Below are 15,390 nucleotides of genomic sequence, written 5' to 3'. Positions count from 1 at the left end.
CTCGTCAGCCGGCTAACTTTTTCGCCTCGGAATCTTCAATATTGCCGATGATGGGAATGGCAGGCTTTCTGGCCGGGCGTCGAACGGACATCGATTCCTCCTCAGCGTCCTGCGGCGCGCCCCAGAACTCGGCAAGTGTGGGGCCGTCTTTCACTCTGATGTCGTGGACTAGAAAGCCCCACACCTCGCGGAACCAGACGCGGCGGCCCATCTGCGTATACCAGCGCATCGAATGGCGCTGCTCGGGATCCCTATGGAACAGGATGCGCGCCAGCGCCTTCGGCCGCGACTGCACCGCCAGCTCGATCAGCTTGACGCTGAAGAACAGCATCCAAGGTTTCAGCCGCGTCATCTGCAGCACCTGGTGCTTGTAGTCCCACAGGCGCGCGTCCTGCTGAATCACCTTGCGGTCCCGCGCGATGCGGAAGAACGGCGTCCAGCGATGCGGCGTCACATAAAGCGCCTGGATCTGGTCCGGGTCATAGGCGATAAGCTGACGAAAGCCGCGCCATAGGTCGCGAAACCCCTCATCCTCGAAGCCGGCCACCCAGGTCGCCATCGACAGGATGCCGTTGAGGCGCAGCAGCCTTATCGCCTCGCGATCGGATGAGGTGCTGCCGCCCTTGCGGATCAATTGAAGCGTCTGCTCGTCGGTGTTTTCCATGCCGAGCAGCCAGCGGATGACACCGGCCTTGCGGTAGAGATGCAGGATGTCGGCATCGCGCACGATGTCGTCGGCACGGGTCGAACCGACGATCAGCACCGGCACGTTCTCGGCGATAAGGGCGTCGAGGAAGACGCGCCAGGCCTTCTTCGAGACCGTCGGATTCTCGTCGGCGAGATTGATCAGTTCGACGCCGTGCTCGCGGTGCAGCCAGGCGATCTCCTTGGCGAACTTTACGGGATCGCGATGCCGCCAGCGGGTCCAGAAGCCGCGCTGGCCGCAATAGTTGCACAGATGCGGACAGCCGCGCGAAAACTGCATGACCACGGCACGCTTGCCGCCCCAATAACTGTAGCGCCCGTGATCGATCAGTTCCCAGCCGACGCGGTAGGCATCGAGTTCTGCGATGGTCATGGCCGGCTGCGTGGCAAAGGGACGGCGCAGATCGTCGCGATAGGCGATGCCGGCCACGCTCGCCGGTGGCTGGCGCATTTCCAGCGCCTCGACCAGCGCCACGACGGTCGCTTCGCCCTCGCCGCGCACGATGAAGTCGAATGTATCCGTTGCGGACAGGATGTCGCGCCAATGATAGGTGGGGAAAACGCCGCCATAGATGATGATGGTCGCCGGCTCCCGCTGCTTGATCTGCTCAGCGATCAGCAAGGCGGTCGGATGCGCCGAGGTCGAGCCGGAATGGCCGATCAGGACGAAGTCGGGGTGGTCCTCCAGTGCGTTGCGCACGACGTCATCGAGCGGCATCGGCCCGAACTCGGCGTCGACGAGCCGTACTTCGTGCCCGGCATCGATCAGCGACCCGCCGATCGCCAGCAGGCCGAGCGGCGGCAAATGATCGTCGGGCACGCGGCTGCCGATGGCGGTGTGCGGCGGATTGATCAGGACGATTTTCATGGCGGACCTCTTGGGCATTTGGTCCGCGCAAGCTGGCCGGCGATGTGGACACGCGCTTGGCCCGTTTCAGCAGTTTGCGTGCAGCTTTTGCTTAAGGGGTGAGGAAAGGAGGCATTCTCACTTCCGGAGATGCCCGAGCGGCACATGGCCCGGCCCCTTGATGTTCTGCAGCACCAACTGCGTGTGGACGTCGCGCACGCCGTCGAGCCGCATCAGCCGGTGCATGACGAAAGCGTTGAGCTCGTCGACCGACGGCACCATGACATGCAGCAGAAAGTCATGGTCGCCGGTCATCGTCCAGCACGACGACACCTCGTCCATGCGCTGCACGGCGGCGATGAAGCTTTCGGGCGAGCCGTCGCTGTGGCTCACCAGGCGCACCTGGATGAACACCTCGACATCAGCCCGACCGCGCGGCGGCTGATCACCGCGGCAAAACCCTTGATGATGCCGGCATCCTGCAGCGCCTCGAAACGCCGCGCGCACGGCGTCGTCGACAGGCCGATCTCTTGCGCCAGTTCGGAAACCGGCTTGCGCCCGTCGCGCTGCAGGACATCGAGCATCTTGATCTCGAAATCGTCGAACTGAGGCATTTTCACTCCGAGAGAGGGTTTTGTGAGTGGATATTATCTCGAATATTCCGTTCGAGCCATCATCAAAACCGATTTCCCTCGGCAAATCCGGGTAGCCTTTCGGCACGTCTGCCATTCATGATTTGCGAGGAGAAAACCATGACGACGATGAGCGTTGCCGAATACGCCCGCGACTGCGCGGCGCAAGGATTGCGCGGTGACTATTCGGTCTGCCGTGCCGATTTCACCGTGTCGCAGGGTTACGATTACAGCGAAGAAGAGCAGGCGGTGTGGCGCACGCTGTGCGACCGCCAGACCAAGTTGACGCGCAAGCTCGCCCACCATTCCTATCTCGACGGCGTCGAAAAACTCGGCCTGCTCGACCGTATTCCCGATTTCGACGAGGTCAGCGCCAAGCTGCGCAAACTGACCGGTTGGCAGATCGTCGCGGTGCCGGGGCTCATTCCCGCGGCCCCGTTTTTCGATCATCTCGCCGATCGCCGCTTCCCGGTCACCAACTGGCTGCGGACCAGGCAGGAGCTCGACTACATTGTCGAGCCCGACATGTTCCATGATTTCTTCGGCCACGTGCCGGCGCTGTCGCAACCGGTGTTCGCCGATTTCATGCAGATGTATGGCGAGAAGGCCGGCGACATCATCGCGCTGGGTGGCGACGAGATGATTTCCCGGCTCTACTGGTACACGGCCGAATATGGCCTGATGCAGGAGGCCGGCCAGCCGCTAAAGGCCTTTGGCGCCGGCCTGATGTCGTCGTTTACCGAGCTGCAGTTCGCGGTCGAAGGCAAGGACGCCCACCACGTGCCCTTCGACCTGGAAACGGTGATGCGCACCGGCTACGAGATCGACAAGTTCCAGCGCGCCTATTTCGTGCTGCCGTCCTTCGACGCCTTGCGCGATGCCTTCCAGACCGCCGATTTCGAGGCGATCGTCGCCCGGCGCAAGGACCAGCCGGCGCTTGACCCGGCGATGCTCTAGGCAGCACGTTGCCCTGCAGCCGTCAGGCGGTGACCACCTTGCTCAGATGGTCGCCGAGCCGGCAGGCCAGCGCGGTGATTGTCGTCGTCGGGTTGCATTGACCTGACGTGCAGAACACCGAGGAGCCGCCGACATAGAGATTGTCCATGCCGTGCATCTTGCAGTTGGCGTCGACAACACTTTTGGTGACGTCGGTGCCCATGCGCGTGCCGCCCATGTGATGATGGCCCGCCGTCTCGTCGTTGGTGGGATAGTCCTGGCCGTTGCTGATCCAATCGGCAATGCGCACGCGGCCGAGATTCTTCTCGATCAGTGTCTTGCCGAACAATCTGAGCCCTTCGAGCAGTGTGCGGCGCTCCATTTCCGATTTCTTCCAGTGTAGCTCGATGCGCGGCACGCCGGCGTGGTCGACATCGGTCTTCGACAACTCGATCTGGTTGGATGCCAGCGGCGCCTGTTCCCAGGCGACGTAGAGCTGGGCGGCGCAACGCAGCCTCTGGCTGAGCTTGGAGGACATCCACTCGGCCATGTCGGGCGCCGTGCAGGCGAGGTCGGCGATAAGGCTCTTGACGCCGGGATACGGCGTCTCGATCAGCCGGATGCCAAAATTCATGATCTGCAGCCGCTCCATGGCGGCAAGTGTCGGCGAGAAGAAGGCCTCGTTGACGGCATCGACCTCGAACGCGTTGTAGTCGGTCAGGATGGCATTGCCGCCCTCGAAGGTCGGATGCTCCATCCAGTAGCGGCCAAGCGCCGTCGCATTCGGCACGACGCCGCCGTTCGAGCGCTGGTTCGACCACAGAAGCAGCCGCGAATTCTCCAGCCCACCGGTGCAGACGATGAAATAGTCGGCACTGAATGAGCCGGCATCCTGCCCGTTCGACCACAGTCTGGCGCCAGTCACGCGTTTGCCGTCGCCGGCAAGTTCGGTGGCACAAGTGTTGAGCACCACCGCGATGTTCGTGGCTTTGTCGAGTTCATCGCCGAACTTCTCGGCGAAGCGCACGGCCGGGCTCTTGATCAGCTGCACCCAGCGAATGTCGTCCGAGATCGGCATATCGGGCCGGAGGGCCGGAAGGTCGAGAATGTCGCGCACTTCCGGCAGATAGGGTTCGATGTCGGTGCGGCGGATCGGCCAGCCCGTATCGGGTACCCAGGCTTTCGGCTCGAAATCCTGCTTATCGAGCACGCGGCACCAGCCTGCCCAGTGGTTGGAACTGCCACCCATGAACCGCAGCCGGGTTATGTCGAGATCGAAATAGAAATCGCCGACCGTGCTGCCCCGGCAAAAGTCCTGCGACTCGTCGCTGAATTCGCGCGGACCGGCCTCCATCACCACCACCGGAATGCCGGCCGCGCCAAGCTTGCGGGCAATGGTGGTACCGGCCGGGCCGGAGCCGAGGATGCAGACTTTTGGGGTGAAGTTCGCGGCGCGATACGCCTCGTAGCTGTCGAAGATCATGCCAGGTCGCTCCGCCTCAGGATCCAGCCATTGACCTCGACGATCTCGTTCGGGTCGGGCTCTGGATCGGCTGCATCGGCATCAGGCAACTTGCGGAACAAAGACAGGGCAGGCAATGCGATCAACGCCTGCACGAGCGCGCGGCGTGACATTTTCTTGATGATGAAACTCATGGCTGGTCTCTCGGCTGGGCTTCGGTACCGCATGGGCGTTCCCAGAACGGCAATTCCCGGAACGACACATGCATCACCGTGGAAGCCAGTATCGTGCCAAGTCTGGCCGCAAAGCAGTGAAAGCCTGGCTAAACGGCACAACCGAGTGCAAACAGAGTTAGAATTTCCTTAACGAGCTGGTTGTGTCGGATCGGATCACGCCGCCGCGGAGATATCCGTATCGAGGATCGTCAGGTTTCGGCCCTGGTGCTTGGCCTGGTAGAGGCGTCGGTCGGCGGCGCGCATCAGCTCCGACACACTGGCTTCCTCGCCGCAGACGGTGCCGCCGATGCTGACCGTGAGCGGGATGGTCCGCTCGTCGACGGGCCGGAAGCGGATCAGCTCGACTTCGCGGCGAATGCGCTCGGCGACGCGCTTGGCCTCCTGCTCGGTGGCGCCGGTCAGGAAGGCGCCGAACTCTTCGCCGCCGATGCGGCCGAGCACATCGCCGCTGCGCACGCCGCGCTGGATCGCGCTGGCGATCAAAAGCAGCGCATCATCGCCGGTCAGGTGGCCAAAATTGTCATTGATGGTCTTGAAGTGGTCGGCGTCGATGATCAGCAGCGCGCCGCGATCGGACTTGCGGCGCGAACCGTCAAGCGCGGCAAAGAAACTTTCCCGGTTGAGCATGCCGGTCATGTCGTCGCGGCTCGCCTTTTCCGCCAGTCGGCGATGCGCGGCGGCGAGCTGGGCATGAGCGCGGGCGAGATCGCGATGCGCGTTTTTCAGCCTGTCGCTTTGCCAGAAAGTGCTTGCGCTGGCGGCCCACGCCAGCACCAGCGGACAGAGGGTGGAGGTCAGCCAGATCGTACGATTGACCGGAAATCCCATGGCCGGAACGATGATCAGGGTCAGCAGGAGAGAGGCCGCGACTGAGGCGAAAGCAACGGCGGCGGATCTCAGAATTATGCTGTTCATCGCTTGCTCCCACAAGACTGCCTCTCTGCCAGCAAGCCCTGAAGGCCACCTTTCCCAGATGCCTAAAATTTGAATCGTGAGGCGATTTACGCAACCTCAACGAGCAGAAGTTGTGGATAAAGTCGCTTTCGGAATGCGCGTTTCATGCCATAAGGAGCCTATGACCACGCTCCCTGACCCCGCCCGCTTCGCCCATGTCACCGACTGGGTCTTCGATCTCGACAACACGCTCTATCCGCATCATTCGAATCTGTTCTCGCAGATCGACGTCAAGATGACCGCCTATGTCGGCGAGCTGCTGGCATTGCCGCGCGACGATGCGCGCAAGTTGCAGAAGGAACTCTACCGCGAATATGGCACGACGCTGAACGGCCTGATGACACGTCATGGCATCGACCCCGACGATTTCCTCGAGAAGGTCCACGACATCGACTATTCATGGCTGGTGCCCGATCCCGTTCTCGGCACCGCCATCCGCCAGCTTCCGGGCCGCAAGTTCATCTTCACCAATGGCGACCGCAGGCACGCCGAGCGCACCGCGCGCCAACTCGGCATCCTCGACCATTTCGACGACATCTTCGACATCGTCGCCGCCGGGCTCAATCCCAAGCCGGCGCGCCAGACCTACGAGAAGTTTGCCGAACTCCACGCCGTCACCGGCCACAATGCGGTGATGTTCGAAGACCTTGCCCGTAACCTGTCGGTGCCGAAGTCGCTCGGCATGACCACGGTGCTTATCGTGCCGCGCAATTTCGAGCCGACCTTTGCCGAGATCTGGGAGCGCGACCCGACCAACGAGGACGACGTCGATTTCGTCACCGACGATCTGGCGGGGTTTCTGACGGCGATTGTGGAGGGGGAAGAAGAGGGGAATTGAAGAATTGAAGAATTGAAGAATTGAAGAATAAAGGACGGTCTCTACGGATCAATTCCCCCAGTTCCCCAGTTCTTCAATTCGTCAGTTCTTCAATTCCCCACTCCCCTACTCCCCTAACTTGTAGAATCGGCTGATGATCCCCCAGGCTTCATCGGCGGTGTCGACGAAGTCGATGATGTCCTGGTCACCGGGGCTGATCGTGCCCTGCTCGGCGAGGAAATCGAGATCGATCGCCCGCTTCCAGAAGGATTTGCCGAACAGGATCACCGGCACGCGCTCCATGCGCCCTGTCTGGATCAGGGTCAGCGTCTCGAAGAATTCGTCCATCGTGCCGAAGCCGCCCGGAAACACCGCGACCGCCTTGGCGCGCATGACGAAATGCATCTTGCGGATAGCGAAATAATGGAAGTTGAAGCAGAGCTCCGGCGTCACATAGATGTTCGGCGCCTGCTCGTGCGGCAGGACGATGTTGAGGCCGATCGACGGCGCGCCGACATCGTCGGCGCCGCGGTTTCCCGCTTCCATCACGCCGGGCCCGCCACCGGTCACCACGACATATTCGCGGTAATAGGAGGTAGCCGACTGTTGCGAGCAGAGGCGGGCGAATTTCCGCGCCTCCTCATAGTATTTGCTGTTTTCCTCGAGGTTCTTCTTCTGCGTCTCGTTCTTGGCCGCCCAGGCCTCGCCGCCGGGTTCCGGCAGGCGCGCGCCACCGAACAGGATCACCGTCGAACGGATGCCGCGTTCGGCCAGGATCATTTCCGGTTTCAGGAGTTCAAGCTGCAGCCTGACCGCGCGCAACTCGCGCCGCGTCATGAAGTCGGGATCGTTCCAGGCGAGCCGGTAGGTTTCGGCACGCGTCTGCGGCGTATCCGGCACACTCTTCGACCGCTCCAGATCCTCGTCCGAATGCGGCAGTGGCGTCCAGCCCGCCTTTTCCATAGGTGTCATATGCTCTACCCGTCCAAATTCTTAACTTGCGCCGCCCCATGACGCAGCCGCGATTGACCCTCACCAAGGCTTCACATAAGCAGGTTCCGCAAAAGTGTCCCGCGGTTTTGTGACAAGAACCTGCTACATGCAAAGACCCAGGCAGGCGAAGCATGCATGGGGGTCCGCGCGACTTTCAAAACAGGTTAAGGCGTTGCCCCTTAACAGCTTGGTAATGGAGCGAATTCATGTCGAAGCCCGATCTGGCGAGCCTCGAAAAGACCATCGAGAAGGCCTTCGAGGAACGCGACGCGATTTCGACGGCAACGCGCGGCGAAACACGCGATGCCATCCAGTCGGCGCTCGATCTGCTCGACCGCGGCGCCGCCCGCGTCGCCGAGCGGCAGGCCGACGGCAAGTGGCATGTCAACCAGTGGCTGAAGAAGGCCGTGCTGTTGTCCTTCCGGCTCAATCCGATGGAGACCATCAAGGGTGGTCCCGGCGAAGCGATGTGGTGGGACAAGGTGCCGTCGAAGTTCGATGGCTGGGGCGCTGTCGATTTCGAAAAGTCGGGCTTTCGGGCCGTGCCGGGGTCGATCGTGCGTCGCTCGGCCTATATCGCGCCGGGCGCCGTGCTGATGCCGTCTTTCGTCAATGTCGGCGCCTATGTCGATACAGGCACCATGATCGACACTTGGGTCGGGGTAGGCTCCTGTGCCCAGATCGGCAAGAACGTGCACCTTTCCGGCGGCGTCGGCATCGGCGGCGTGCTGGAGCCGATGCAGGCCGGCCCGACCATCATCGAGGACAATTGTTTTATCGGCGCGCGTTCGGAAGTGGTCGAAGGCTGCATCGTGCGCGAAGGCTCGGTGCTCGGCATGGGCGTCTTCATCGGCCAGTCGACCAAGATCGTCGACCGCGCCACCGGCGAGATTTTCTATGGCGAAGTGCCGCCGAATTCCGTCGTCGTCGCCGGAACGATGCCGGGCAAGCCCTTTCCGAACGGCGAGCCGGGTCCGAGCCTCTACTGCGCCGTCATCGTCAAGCGTGTCGACGCCAGGACCCGCTCCAAGACCTCTATCAACGAATTGCTCCGCGATTGATCTTTGCGCAAAGCGAGCGCACCTTCCGCCGGCGCGACAATCGGTCGCGCTGGTTCAATATGGAGGGGTGACATGGACTGGAAGTATCTGCTCACAAGTTTTGATGGTCGGATCAATCGTGGCAAGTTCTGGGCCGCGATTGGGGTTTTCATCGTCATTGGCATCGTTGCCTTTATTCTCGATGCGATCCTTGGCACACGCATGACCACAGCCAGCGGCGCCCAGATCGGCATCATCGGCATTCTCGTCGCTCTGGCCTCGATCTATTTCGCACTCGCAGTCTACGCCAAGCGCTGGCATGATCGCGGCAAGTCGGGCTGGTGGAGCCTGATCATGCTGGTACCTTTCATCGGCCCGATCTGGTTTCTGGTGGAATGCGGCATTCTCGAAGGCGCCAGGGGCGCCAATCAATATGGACCGGACCCGCTTGCCTGACAGATCAGTTCTCACCTGGCTTTTCTTCAAGACATCGGGCCGCGTCAGTCGCGCGGCCTATTTTCTTGGCGGGTTGCTCGTCGCCATCATCCAGGCCTTTCCGCTTTACCGCTTCACGCTGGTGCCGGAAGGTTCGGCCGAGAGCAACATGTGGTCGTTCATCTTCTTCGTCGCCTTCATCGCCTCGCTGTGGTCGAACATCGCCCTGGCGGTGAAGCGGCTGCACGATTTGGACAAGCCGGGCATTGCCGCGCTGATCCTGTTCGTGCCGGTGGTCTCGATCGTCGCCTTCCTTGTGTTGTGCCTGTTTCCGGGGCAGCCTGGACCCAACCGCTATGGCCGGCGCACCAACGAGCCGGAACAATCGTGAGGGCCGATCGGACATGCGCTACCGCACGCTTGATCCGAAGCTGATCATCGAGACCGCGGAACGGCTGGAGACGCGTGTTGCGGAGCGTTTCCCCAAGGCCGGCCTGCGCGGCGTTGCCGCCGAACTGGTCTCGCTGTCGCGCGATCTGGCACAGGGCGCCAAGGCCCTGGAAGCGCCGATCTGGTGGCTGCGCGGCCTCATCGTCGCCGCTGTCGTTGCCGGCGCATTGATGTTCATCTTCGTCGGCACCGTCCTGCCATTCGACCGCATTTCCAAACCCGGTGATGCCGTCCAGTCGGTGCAAGGCATCGAAGCTTCGCTCAACATGTTCATCCTCGCCATTGTCGGATTTCTCGCCTTGATCCGCTCCGAGGAGCGCATCAAGCGCAAGCAGGTGTTTCGCCAACTGCATGGCCTGCGCTCGCTGATCCACGTCATCGACATGCATCAGCTCACTAAGGATCCGGCGGTACTGTCGGCCGATTTCAAGCCGACGTCGCATTCGCCCGCCCGCATCACCAATGCCGCCGACCTGGCCCGTTACCTCGATTATTGCTCCGAAATGCTGTCGATCACGGGCAAGATCGCCGCATTGTTCGCACAGTCGGTCAATGACGACGTGGTCATCGACGGCGTCAACGACATCGAGAACCTGGCGTCAAACCTGTCGCGGAAAATCTGGCAGAAGATCACGTTGATCGACGGCCGGCCGGTGCAACAACCTGCTCCGGCGGCAGGCCCGGCGAGCCAAGCCGCTCCGCTTCCGCCGCGCGCACCAAGGCGGTGATCCGCTGAACCGTCGGCACGGGCGTGCCGACCTTCCCCGCCAGCTGCAAGATGGCGCCTTGCAAGTCGTCGATCTCCGTCGGCCGGCCGCGCTGAAGATCGTCCCACATCGACGAGCGCGCCTGCGCGTCGATCGCCAGCATGCGCCGCGCCAGAAGCTTGAACAGCCAGTCAGGCAGCCTGAGCACCTTCGGCAGCAGCGCCGGCCGCAGGCCGGCGATCCGCGCCGGCTCGATGCCGGACGCTCTCATCGCTCTTAGTGCCTCGTCGATCTGGCTGGCCAGGATCAGCCGCCAGCGTCGATCGGCCAGTTCGGTTGCCAGCGGCAGGCCGGAAAGCGCCACCAGTGCGTTGTTCAAATTCATCAGCAGCTTGCCCCACAGCACAGCCTTCATGTCGCCATGGGTTTCGACCGCAAACCCTTCGACTCCAAGCAGGTCGGCCAAGCCGGCGGCGCCATCCTCGACCATTACCGTGCCGTCGCTGGCGCGGTGAACGCGCAGCGGCAGTTCGCTGTCCGGCGACTGCACCACATTGAACGGCACCATGCCGGCCAGCACCGTACGTCCGGCAAGTTCAGCGCGCAGCCTGTCGGCATTGCCGACACCGTTCTGCAGGCTGATCACCACGGCATCGGGGCGGGCATGGGCCTTGATGAGGTCCGCCATATCCTGCGTGGCGCCGCTCTTGACCGTGACCAGGATCACGTCCGCCGGCGGCAGGGCGACGGCCGGATCGGCGGTGACGACAAACGCCTCGGGCTTGATCGAGCGATCGCGGCCCTGGAGGTCGCTGACCCGCAATCCGTCCTGACGCAACGCTGCCTCGATGCGCGGCCGCGCCAGCAGAATGACCTCTCGGCCGGCCAGCGCCAGGCAGCCGCCGGCATAGCAGCCGATGCTGCCGGCACCGGCTATGACGATCCGTTTGTCCTTTTCTGCCATCCTGTCGCCCGCGCCGGGCCGCAACTATACGACATGAAAACCATAATATCGGCGGTATCGCCAGCCATGAGGCTGGCCCCTATGTCTGGCCGTGACAGGCCCTGCGCTTTCGACTATCGCTTTTGCCATGACGCTGCCGACCGATCCCGCCGAAAACCTCGCCGCCCTTATCCGTTGCGCTTCGGTGACGCCCGCTGAGGGCGGTGCGCTGACCGCGCTGGAGACGATGCTCAAACCGCTCGGTTTCCTGGTCGATCGGCCGGTGTTTTCCGAAGACGGCACGCCCGATATCGAAAACCTCTATGCAAGGCGTTCCGGCAACGGCCCTCATCTGATGTTCGCCGGCCACACCGACGTGGTGCCTGTCGGCGACGAAGCCGCCTGGACGCATCCGCCTTTCGCCGCCGAGATCGCCAATGGCGAGATGTATGGCCGCGGCGCCGTCGACATGAAGGGCGGCATTGCCTGTTTCATCGCCGCCGTGGCGCGCCATGTCGAGGCCAATGGCGGTCCGAAAGGGTCGGTCTCGCTGCTGATCACCGGCGACGAGGAAGGCCCCGCGATCAACGGCACGGTGAAGCTGCTCGAATGGGCGGCTTCGCGGGGCGAGAAATGGGATGCCTCTGTCGTCGGCGAGCCGACCAATCCGGACGCTCTCGGCGACATGATCAAGATCGGCCGCCGCGGCTCGATGTCCGGCGCCGTCACCGTCAATGGCCGCCAGGGCCATGTCGCCTATCCCCTGCTTGCCGACAATCCGGTGCGCGGGCTGATGAGCCTGGTCGACGCCTTGCTGCATCCGGTTTTCGACAAGGGAACCAGGGATTTCCAGCCGACCAATCTGGAGATCACCTCCATCGACGTCGGCAACCCCGCCACCAATGTCATTGCGGCCAAAGCGACCGCGACCTTCAACATCCGCTTCAACGACACCTGGACGGACGAGACCCTGCAGGCCGAGATCCACAACCGGCTCGACCAGGCGGCCAGGCGCAAGAAGTACCGGCAGGGCAAGAAGACGCCGGTCGACTACGAGCTCGTCTGGCGCGACCGGCCGAGCCATGTCTTCCTGACGCGCGACGACAGGCTTATCGAAACGCTGCGCGGCTCGATCAAGTCGGCGGTCGGCAAGGAGCCGACGCTGTCGACCTCCGGTGGAACGTCCGACGCGCGTTTCATCAAGGACTATTGTCCGGTGGTCGAGTTCGGGCTGGTCGGCAAGACTATGCATATGGTCGACGAGCGCGTCGCCATTGCCGACCTCGAGACGCTGACGCAAATCTACCAGCGCTTCATAGAAGACTGGTTCGGACAGGGCTGAACAGCATGCTTTCGGCGGACGAAACCCAAGCTTCGCTGACGGGCGCCTGGCGACTGATGCTCGGCAAGGCCGACGGCCTGCGCCTGCTCGACCTGTCGGCCGACGGCTTCTGGAATTCCTTCTTCGCCATTGTCGTTGCAGCACCGGCGCTGATCGTCGGCTGGGTCGGCATCGCCAACGAAATCGGCGATCCCGACGCCTTCGCGGGGCGCTTCAGCATGCTGGTGCGCCTGGCGACGGTCGACATCGGCTCCTGGGTGCTGCCGCTGGTTGCGCTCGCTTTGATCGCGCCGCGCGCCGGCATCGGCGGCCGCTTCGTCCACTACGTCGTCGCCAGCAACTGGGCTTCGGCCATCACCGCCTGGCTGATGCTGCCCTCGGCGCTGATCCGGCTTTTCCTGTCGTCCGCAAGCCAGGCTGCGAGCCTTGTGTCGCTGTTCCTGTTTGCCCTGTCGATGGTGCTGACCTGGCGCATGACCAACGCCACGATCGGCAGGGGCGCCTCGGTCGGCACCGCCGTTTTCGTCGGCATGTTCATCGCCTCGCTGCTGGTGCTGTTCGGCCTGCAGACGCTGCTCGGCATCACCGTGCCGGACGATGTCGGAGTTCAGAGCCTGTCCGGGCTCGTCTCGACTGGATAATCGACACCGGTGAGAAACAGCCCGTCGGGCGGCGCCACCTGGCCGCAGGCGGCGCGGTCATGCGCCTCGAGCGCCGTTTTCAGGTCGGCCGCGGTCCAGCCGCCATCGCCGACGCGCTTCAGTGAGCCGACCATCGAACGCACCTGATTGTGCAGGAACGAGCGCGCCGAAGCCCTGACCTCGACTATGTCGCCCTGTCGGCTCACATCGAGCCGTTCCAGCGTCCTGATCGGGCTGTTGGCCTGGCACTGGGTCGAGCGGAAGGTGGTGAAGTCATGCCGTCCGAGCAGGACTTTCGCCGCTTCGTGCATGGCGCCGGCGTCGAGCCGCTTCGGCACCCACCACACTTTGCCCTTGTCGAGCGCGGCCGGGGCACGGCGGTTCAGGACGCGGTAGAGATAGTGGCGGCCGATGGCCGAGAAGCGGGCGTCGAAGCTGTCGGAAACGACCGTCGCTTTCAAGATGGCGATGCGCGCCCCGGCCGCCTGCAGATGGGCGTTGACCGCATCGCGCACCTTGTCGCCCGGCCACGCCTTGACGAGATCGACATGCGCCACCTGCGCGGTCGCATGGACGCCGGCATCGGTGCGGCCGGCGGCGCGCAGCCTGATCGCTTCGCCGCAGAATTTTTCAATCGCCCGCTCGATCGCCTGTTGCACCGAAGGCTGATCCGCCTGGTGCTGCCAGCCGGCAAACAGGCTGCCATCATATTCGATGTCGAGGCGAAAACGCGGCATGCCGGGCGGCTATACGCTCTCGCCTAGGCGGCGAGAGCGGTGAAGGCGGAGGCGTATACCAGCCTGCCGGCGTCAGGCGCGTCGCCCCAAGCCAGCGCCTGCAGCGCTTCGCCCTGGTATTCGCTCTCGAAGTTCTCGGCACGCGTGTGGCTATATCCGAAACGCCCGTAATAGGTGGGGTCGCCGAGCACCACGGCCAGCGTTTCGCCGGCATCCCTGAGGCGGATATGCGCCTCGCGGATCAGCGCGCCGCCAATGCCGCTGCCATGGAACGAAGGCTCCACCGCCAGCGGCGCGAGCGCCACGGCGGCGAAGGTCTTGCCGCCATCCTGGACGAACAGCCGCGAAAACAGGATGTGGCCGACCACCTGGCCGTCCTCTTCCGCCACCAGTTCGGCAACAGCGTTGCCGCCAGTCACCAGCGCGTCGACCAGACCGGCCTCCGCCTGCTGGCCGAAAGCGTGTTCCTCGACGAGGCGGATGGCCTCGCGATCCCGCGGCGTTGCCGCGCGTATCGACATCATGCTCATGAGAATTTCAGTCCTTTTTCGATCTTGGCCCCGCGCAGGAATTCCGACGCGGCAGCGGGCTTTCCGCCCGCCCGTTGAACTTCGACCAGCCTGATCGCGCCTGCCCCGCAGGCGACCGTCAGCCGGTCATCGAGAATTCCTCCCGACTCGCCCAACTCTTCCCAAAGCGACAGGCCTTGCGACAGCGTCGAGCGAAGCAGTTTCAGCCGCTCCCGGCGGCCGCCAATTCCTATCTCCGACCAGGCGCCGGGAAAGGGCGACAGGCCGCGAATATGATTGTGGACCTCACTTGCTGAGCGAGTCCAGTCCACGCGAGTCTCGGATTTATCGATTTTCTTGGCGTAGGTCACCCCCTCCACAGCTTGTGTGGTGAATGTCAGGGTGTTCCCTTCCAACCGCGCCAGCGCTTCCACCATCAAGGCAGCACCGACGCTCATCAACCGATCATGCAAATCGCCGGCTGTCATATCGGGTTCGATGGCGCATTTTTCAATCAGCCCGACCGGGCCGGTGTCCAGCCCCTCTTCCATGCGCATCACCATCATGCCGCTTTCCAGGTCGCCGGCCATGATGGCGCGCTGGATCGGCGCGGCACCGCGCCAGCGCGGCAGAAGCGAGGCATGGCCGTTGATGCAGCCGAGCCGGGTCGCCTCCAGAACCGCCTTCGGCAGCAGCAAGCCATAGGCGACGACCACGGCGACGTCGGCCTGCAAGGCACGGAAGGCGGTCTGCTCGGCCTCGCCTTTGAGCGAAACCGGCGCTCGCACCTCGATGCCCAGTCGCTCCGCCTCGCGCTGCACCGGCGACGGTGTCAGCTCCAGCCCGCGCCGTCCGGCAGCGCGCGGCGGCTGGGTATAGACGACTGATATCTCATGGCCAGCCTCGGCGATCGCGCGCAAAGTCGGCACCGAAAACTCCGGCGTGCCCATGAAGATGACGCGAAGGGGCATTTTTCTTCCGAGACCTTCTCTCTACCTGCGCCG

General features: G+C 63.3%; 17 protein-coding genes and 1 pseudogene. 8 read left to right on the top strand and 10 right to left on the bottom strand.

Annotation, left to right across the window (positions count from 1 at the left end; translation table 11 throughout):
- Positions 1 to 4 precede the first annotated feature (4 nt).
- Both bchE and NKH06_RS08005 read right to left on the bottom strand, forming a co-directional pair.
- Positions 5 to 1,573 carry a magnesium-protoporphyrin IX monomethyl ester anaerobic oxidative cyclase gene (gene bchE, locus NKH06_RS08010; RefSeq protein ID WP_128304178.1) on the bottom strand — a complete coding sequence of 523 codons (1,569 nt, stop codon included), beginning with the start codon at positions 1,571 to 1,573 and terminating at the stop codon, positions 5 to 7.
- A gap of 117 nt (positions 1,574 to 1,690) precedes the next feature.
- Positions 1,691 to 2,166, bottom strand: a pseudogene (locus NKH06_RS08005) (Lrp/AsnC family transcriptional regulator).
- A gap of 138 nt (positions 2,167 to 2,304) precedes the next feature.
- On the opposite strand from NKH06_RS08005, the gene phhA reads away from it, so the two are divergent.
- Complete coding sequence (phhA, locus tag NKH06_RS08000; protein WP_128304180.1) at positions 2,305 to 3,141, top strand: phenylalanine 4-monooxygenase; 837 nt, start codon at positions 2,305 to 2,307, stop codon at positions 3,139 to 3,141.
- 22 nt (positions 3,142 to 3,163) lie between these two features.
- Here phhA and NKH06_RS07995 read toward each other — a convergent pair whose 3' ends face one another.
- The 3 genes from NKH06_RS07995 to NKH06_RS07985 form a co-directional block, all read right to left on the bottom strand.
- Positions 3,164 to 4,603 (bottom strand): GMC oxidoreductase, encoded by a 1,440-nt coding sequence (locus NKH06_RS07995; protein ID WP_352892666.1) that lies wholly within the window; start codon positions 4,601 to 4,603, stop codon positions 3,164 to 3,166.
- Positions 4,600 to 4,776, bottom strand: coding sequence for a hypothetical protein (locus NKH06_RS07990; protein WP_352775462.1), 177 nt, complete (start codon positions 4,774 to 4,776; stop codon positions 4,600 to 4,602). The genes NKH06_RS07995 and NKH06_RS07990 overlap by 4 nt, the downstream gene beginning before the upstream one ends.
- Positions 4,777 to 4,971: 195 nt before the next feature.
- Positions 4,972 to 5,733, bottom strand: a complete 762-nt coding sequence (locus NKH06_RS07985) for a GGDEF domain-containing protein (protein WP_352775460.1) — start codon at positions 5,731 to 5,733, stop codon at positions 4,972 to 4,974.
- 160 nt (positions 5,734 to 5,893) lie between these two features.
- Here NKH06_RS07985 and NKH06_RS07980 point away from each other — a divergent pair, with 160 nt between their 5' ends.
- Positions 5,894 to 6,610 carry a pyrimidine 5'-nucleotidase gene (locus tag NKH06_RS07980; RefSeq protein WP_352892664.1) on the top strand — a complete coding sequence of 239 codons (717 nt, stop codon included), beginning with the start codon at positions 5,894 to 5,896 and terminating at the stop codon, positions 6,608 to 6,610.
- Positions 6,611 to 6,715: 105 nt separating this feature from the next.
- Here the strand turns inward: NKH06_RS07980 and NKH06_RS07975 are convergent, their stop codons facing one another.
- Positions 6,716 to 7,561 (bottom strand): LOG family protein, encoded by an 846-nt coding sequence (locus NKH06_RS07975; RefSeq protein ID WP_013528481.1) that lies wholly within the window; start codon positions 7,559 to 7,561, stop codon positions 6,716 to 6,718.
- 227 nt (positions 7,562 to 7,788) lie between these two features.
- On the opposite strand from NKH06_RS07975, the gene dapD reads away from it, so the two are divergent.
- From dapD to NKH06_RS07955, 4 genes are all read left to right on the top strand, one after another.
- On the top strand, positions 7,789 to 8,643 hold the full coding sequence (gene dapD / locus NKH06_RS07970) for a 2,3,4,5-tetrahydropyridine-2,6-dicarboxylate N-succinyltransferase (RefSeq protein ID WP_352892663.1): 855 nt from the start codon (positions 7,789 to 7,791) through the stop codon (positions 8,641 to 8,643).
- Between the two features lie 72 nt (positions 8,644 to 8,715).
- Entirely contained in the window at positions 8,716 to 9,078 is a 363-nt protein-coding gene (locus NKH06_RS07965) for a DUF805 domain-containing protein (protein ID WP_352892662.1), read from the top strand.
- On the top strand, positions 9,071 to 9,448 hold the full coding sequence (locus NKH06_RS07960; RefSeq protein WP_352892661.1) for a DUF805 domain-containing protein: 378 nt from the start codon (positions 9,071 to 9,073) through the stop codon (positions 9,446 to 9,448). The genes NKH06_RS07965 and NKH06_RS07960 overlap by 8 nt, the downstream gene beginning before the upstream one ends.
- Positions 9,449 to 9,461: 13 nt before the next feature.
- Complete coding sequence (locus NKH06_RS07955; RefSeq protein ID WP_128304184.1) at positions 9,462 to 10,235, top strand: hypothetical protein; 774 nt, start codon at positions 9,462 to 9,464, stop codon at positions 10,233 to 10,235.
- On the opposite strand, the gene NKH06_RS07950 is transcribed toward NKH06_RS07955, so the two are convergent.
- Entirely contained in the window at positions 10,138 to 11,178 is a 1,041-nt protein-coding gene (locus NKH06_RS07950) for a 2-dehydropantoate 2-reductase (protein WP_352892660.1), read from the bottom strand. The genes NKH06_RS07955 and NKH06_RS07950 overlap by 98 nt on opposite strands.
- Before the next feature lie 127 nt (positions 11,179 to 11,305).
- Between NKH06_RS07950 and dapE the strand changes: the two genes are divergently transcribed.
- Positions 11,306 to 12,499 carry a succinyl-diaminopimelate desuccinylase gene (gene dapE, locus NKH06_RS07945; RefSeq protein ID WP_352440610.1) on the top strand — a complete coding sequence of 398 codons (1,194 nt, stop codon included), beginning with the start codon at positions 11,306 to 11,308 and terminating at the stop codon, positions 12,497 to 12,499.
- Between the two features lie 5 nt (positions 12,500 to 12,504).
- Positions 12,505 to 13,140 (top strand): hypothetical protein, encoded by a 636-nt coding sequence (locus tag NKH06_RS07940; RefSeq protein ID WP_023810762.1) that lies wholly within the window; start codon positions 12,505 to 12,507, stop codon positions 13,138 to 13,140.
- On the opposite strand, the gene truA is transcribed toward NKH06_RS07940, so the two are convergent.
- The 3 genes from truA to fmt are packed head-to-tail and all read right to left on the bottom strand — an operon-like array spanning position 13,107 to position 15,357.
- Positions 13,107 to 13,877, bottom strand: a complete 771-nt coding sequence (truA, locus tag NKH06_RS07935; protein ID WP_127296476.1) for a tRNA pseudouridine(38-40) synthase TruA — start codon at positions 13,875 to 13,877, stop codon at positions 13,107 to 13,109. The genes NKH06_RS07940 and truA overlap by 34 nt on opposite strands.
- A 23-nt stretch (positions 13,878 to 13,900) precedes the next feature.
- Positions 13,901 to 14,407 carry a GNAT family N-acetyltransferase gene (locus NKH06_RS07930; RefSeq protein WP_352440612.1) on the bottom strand — a complete coding sequence of 169 codons (507 nt, stop codon included), beginning with the start codon at positions 14,405 to 14,407 and terminating at the stop codon, positions 13,901 to 13,903.
- Positions 14,404 to 15,357: a methionyl-tRNA formyltransferase gene (fmt, locus tag NKH06_RS07925; protein WP_128304189.1), complete on the bottom strand. Its 954-nt coding sequence runs from the start codon at positions 15,355 to 15,357 to the stop codon at positions 14,404 to 14,406. The genes NKH06_RS07930 and fmt overlap by 4 nt, the downstream gene beginning before the upstream one ends.
- Positions 15,358 to 15,390 lie beyond the last annotated feature (33 nt).

It is taken from the genome of Mesorhizobium sp. M1342, assembly GCF_040317955.1.
GTDB lineage: Bacteria > Pseudomonadota > Alphaproteobacteria > Rhizobiales > Rhizobiaceae > Mesorhizobium.
Note: the sequence above shows the minus strand (reverse complement) of the source record. Positions and strands in the feature narration are given on the sequence as shown.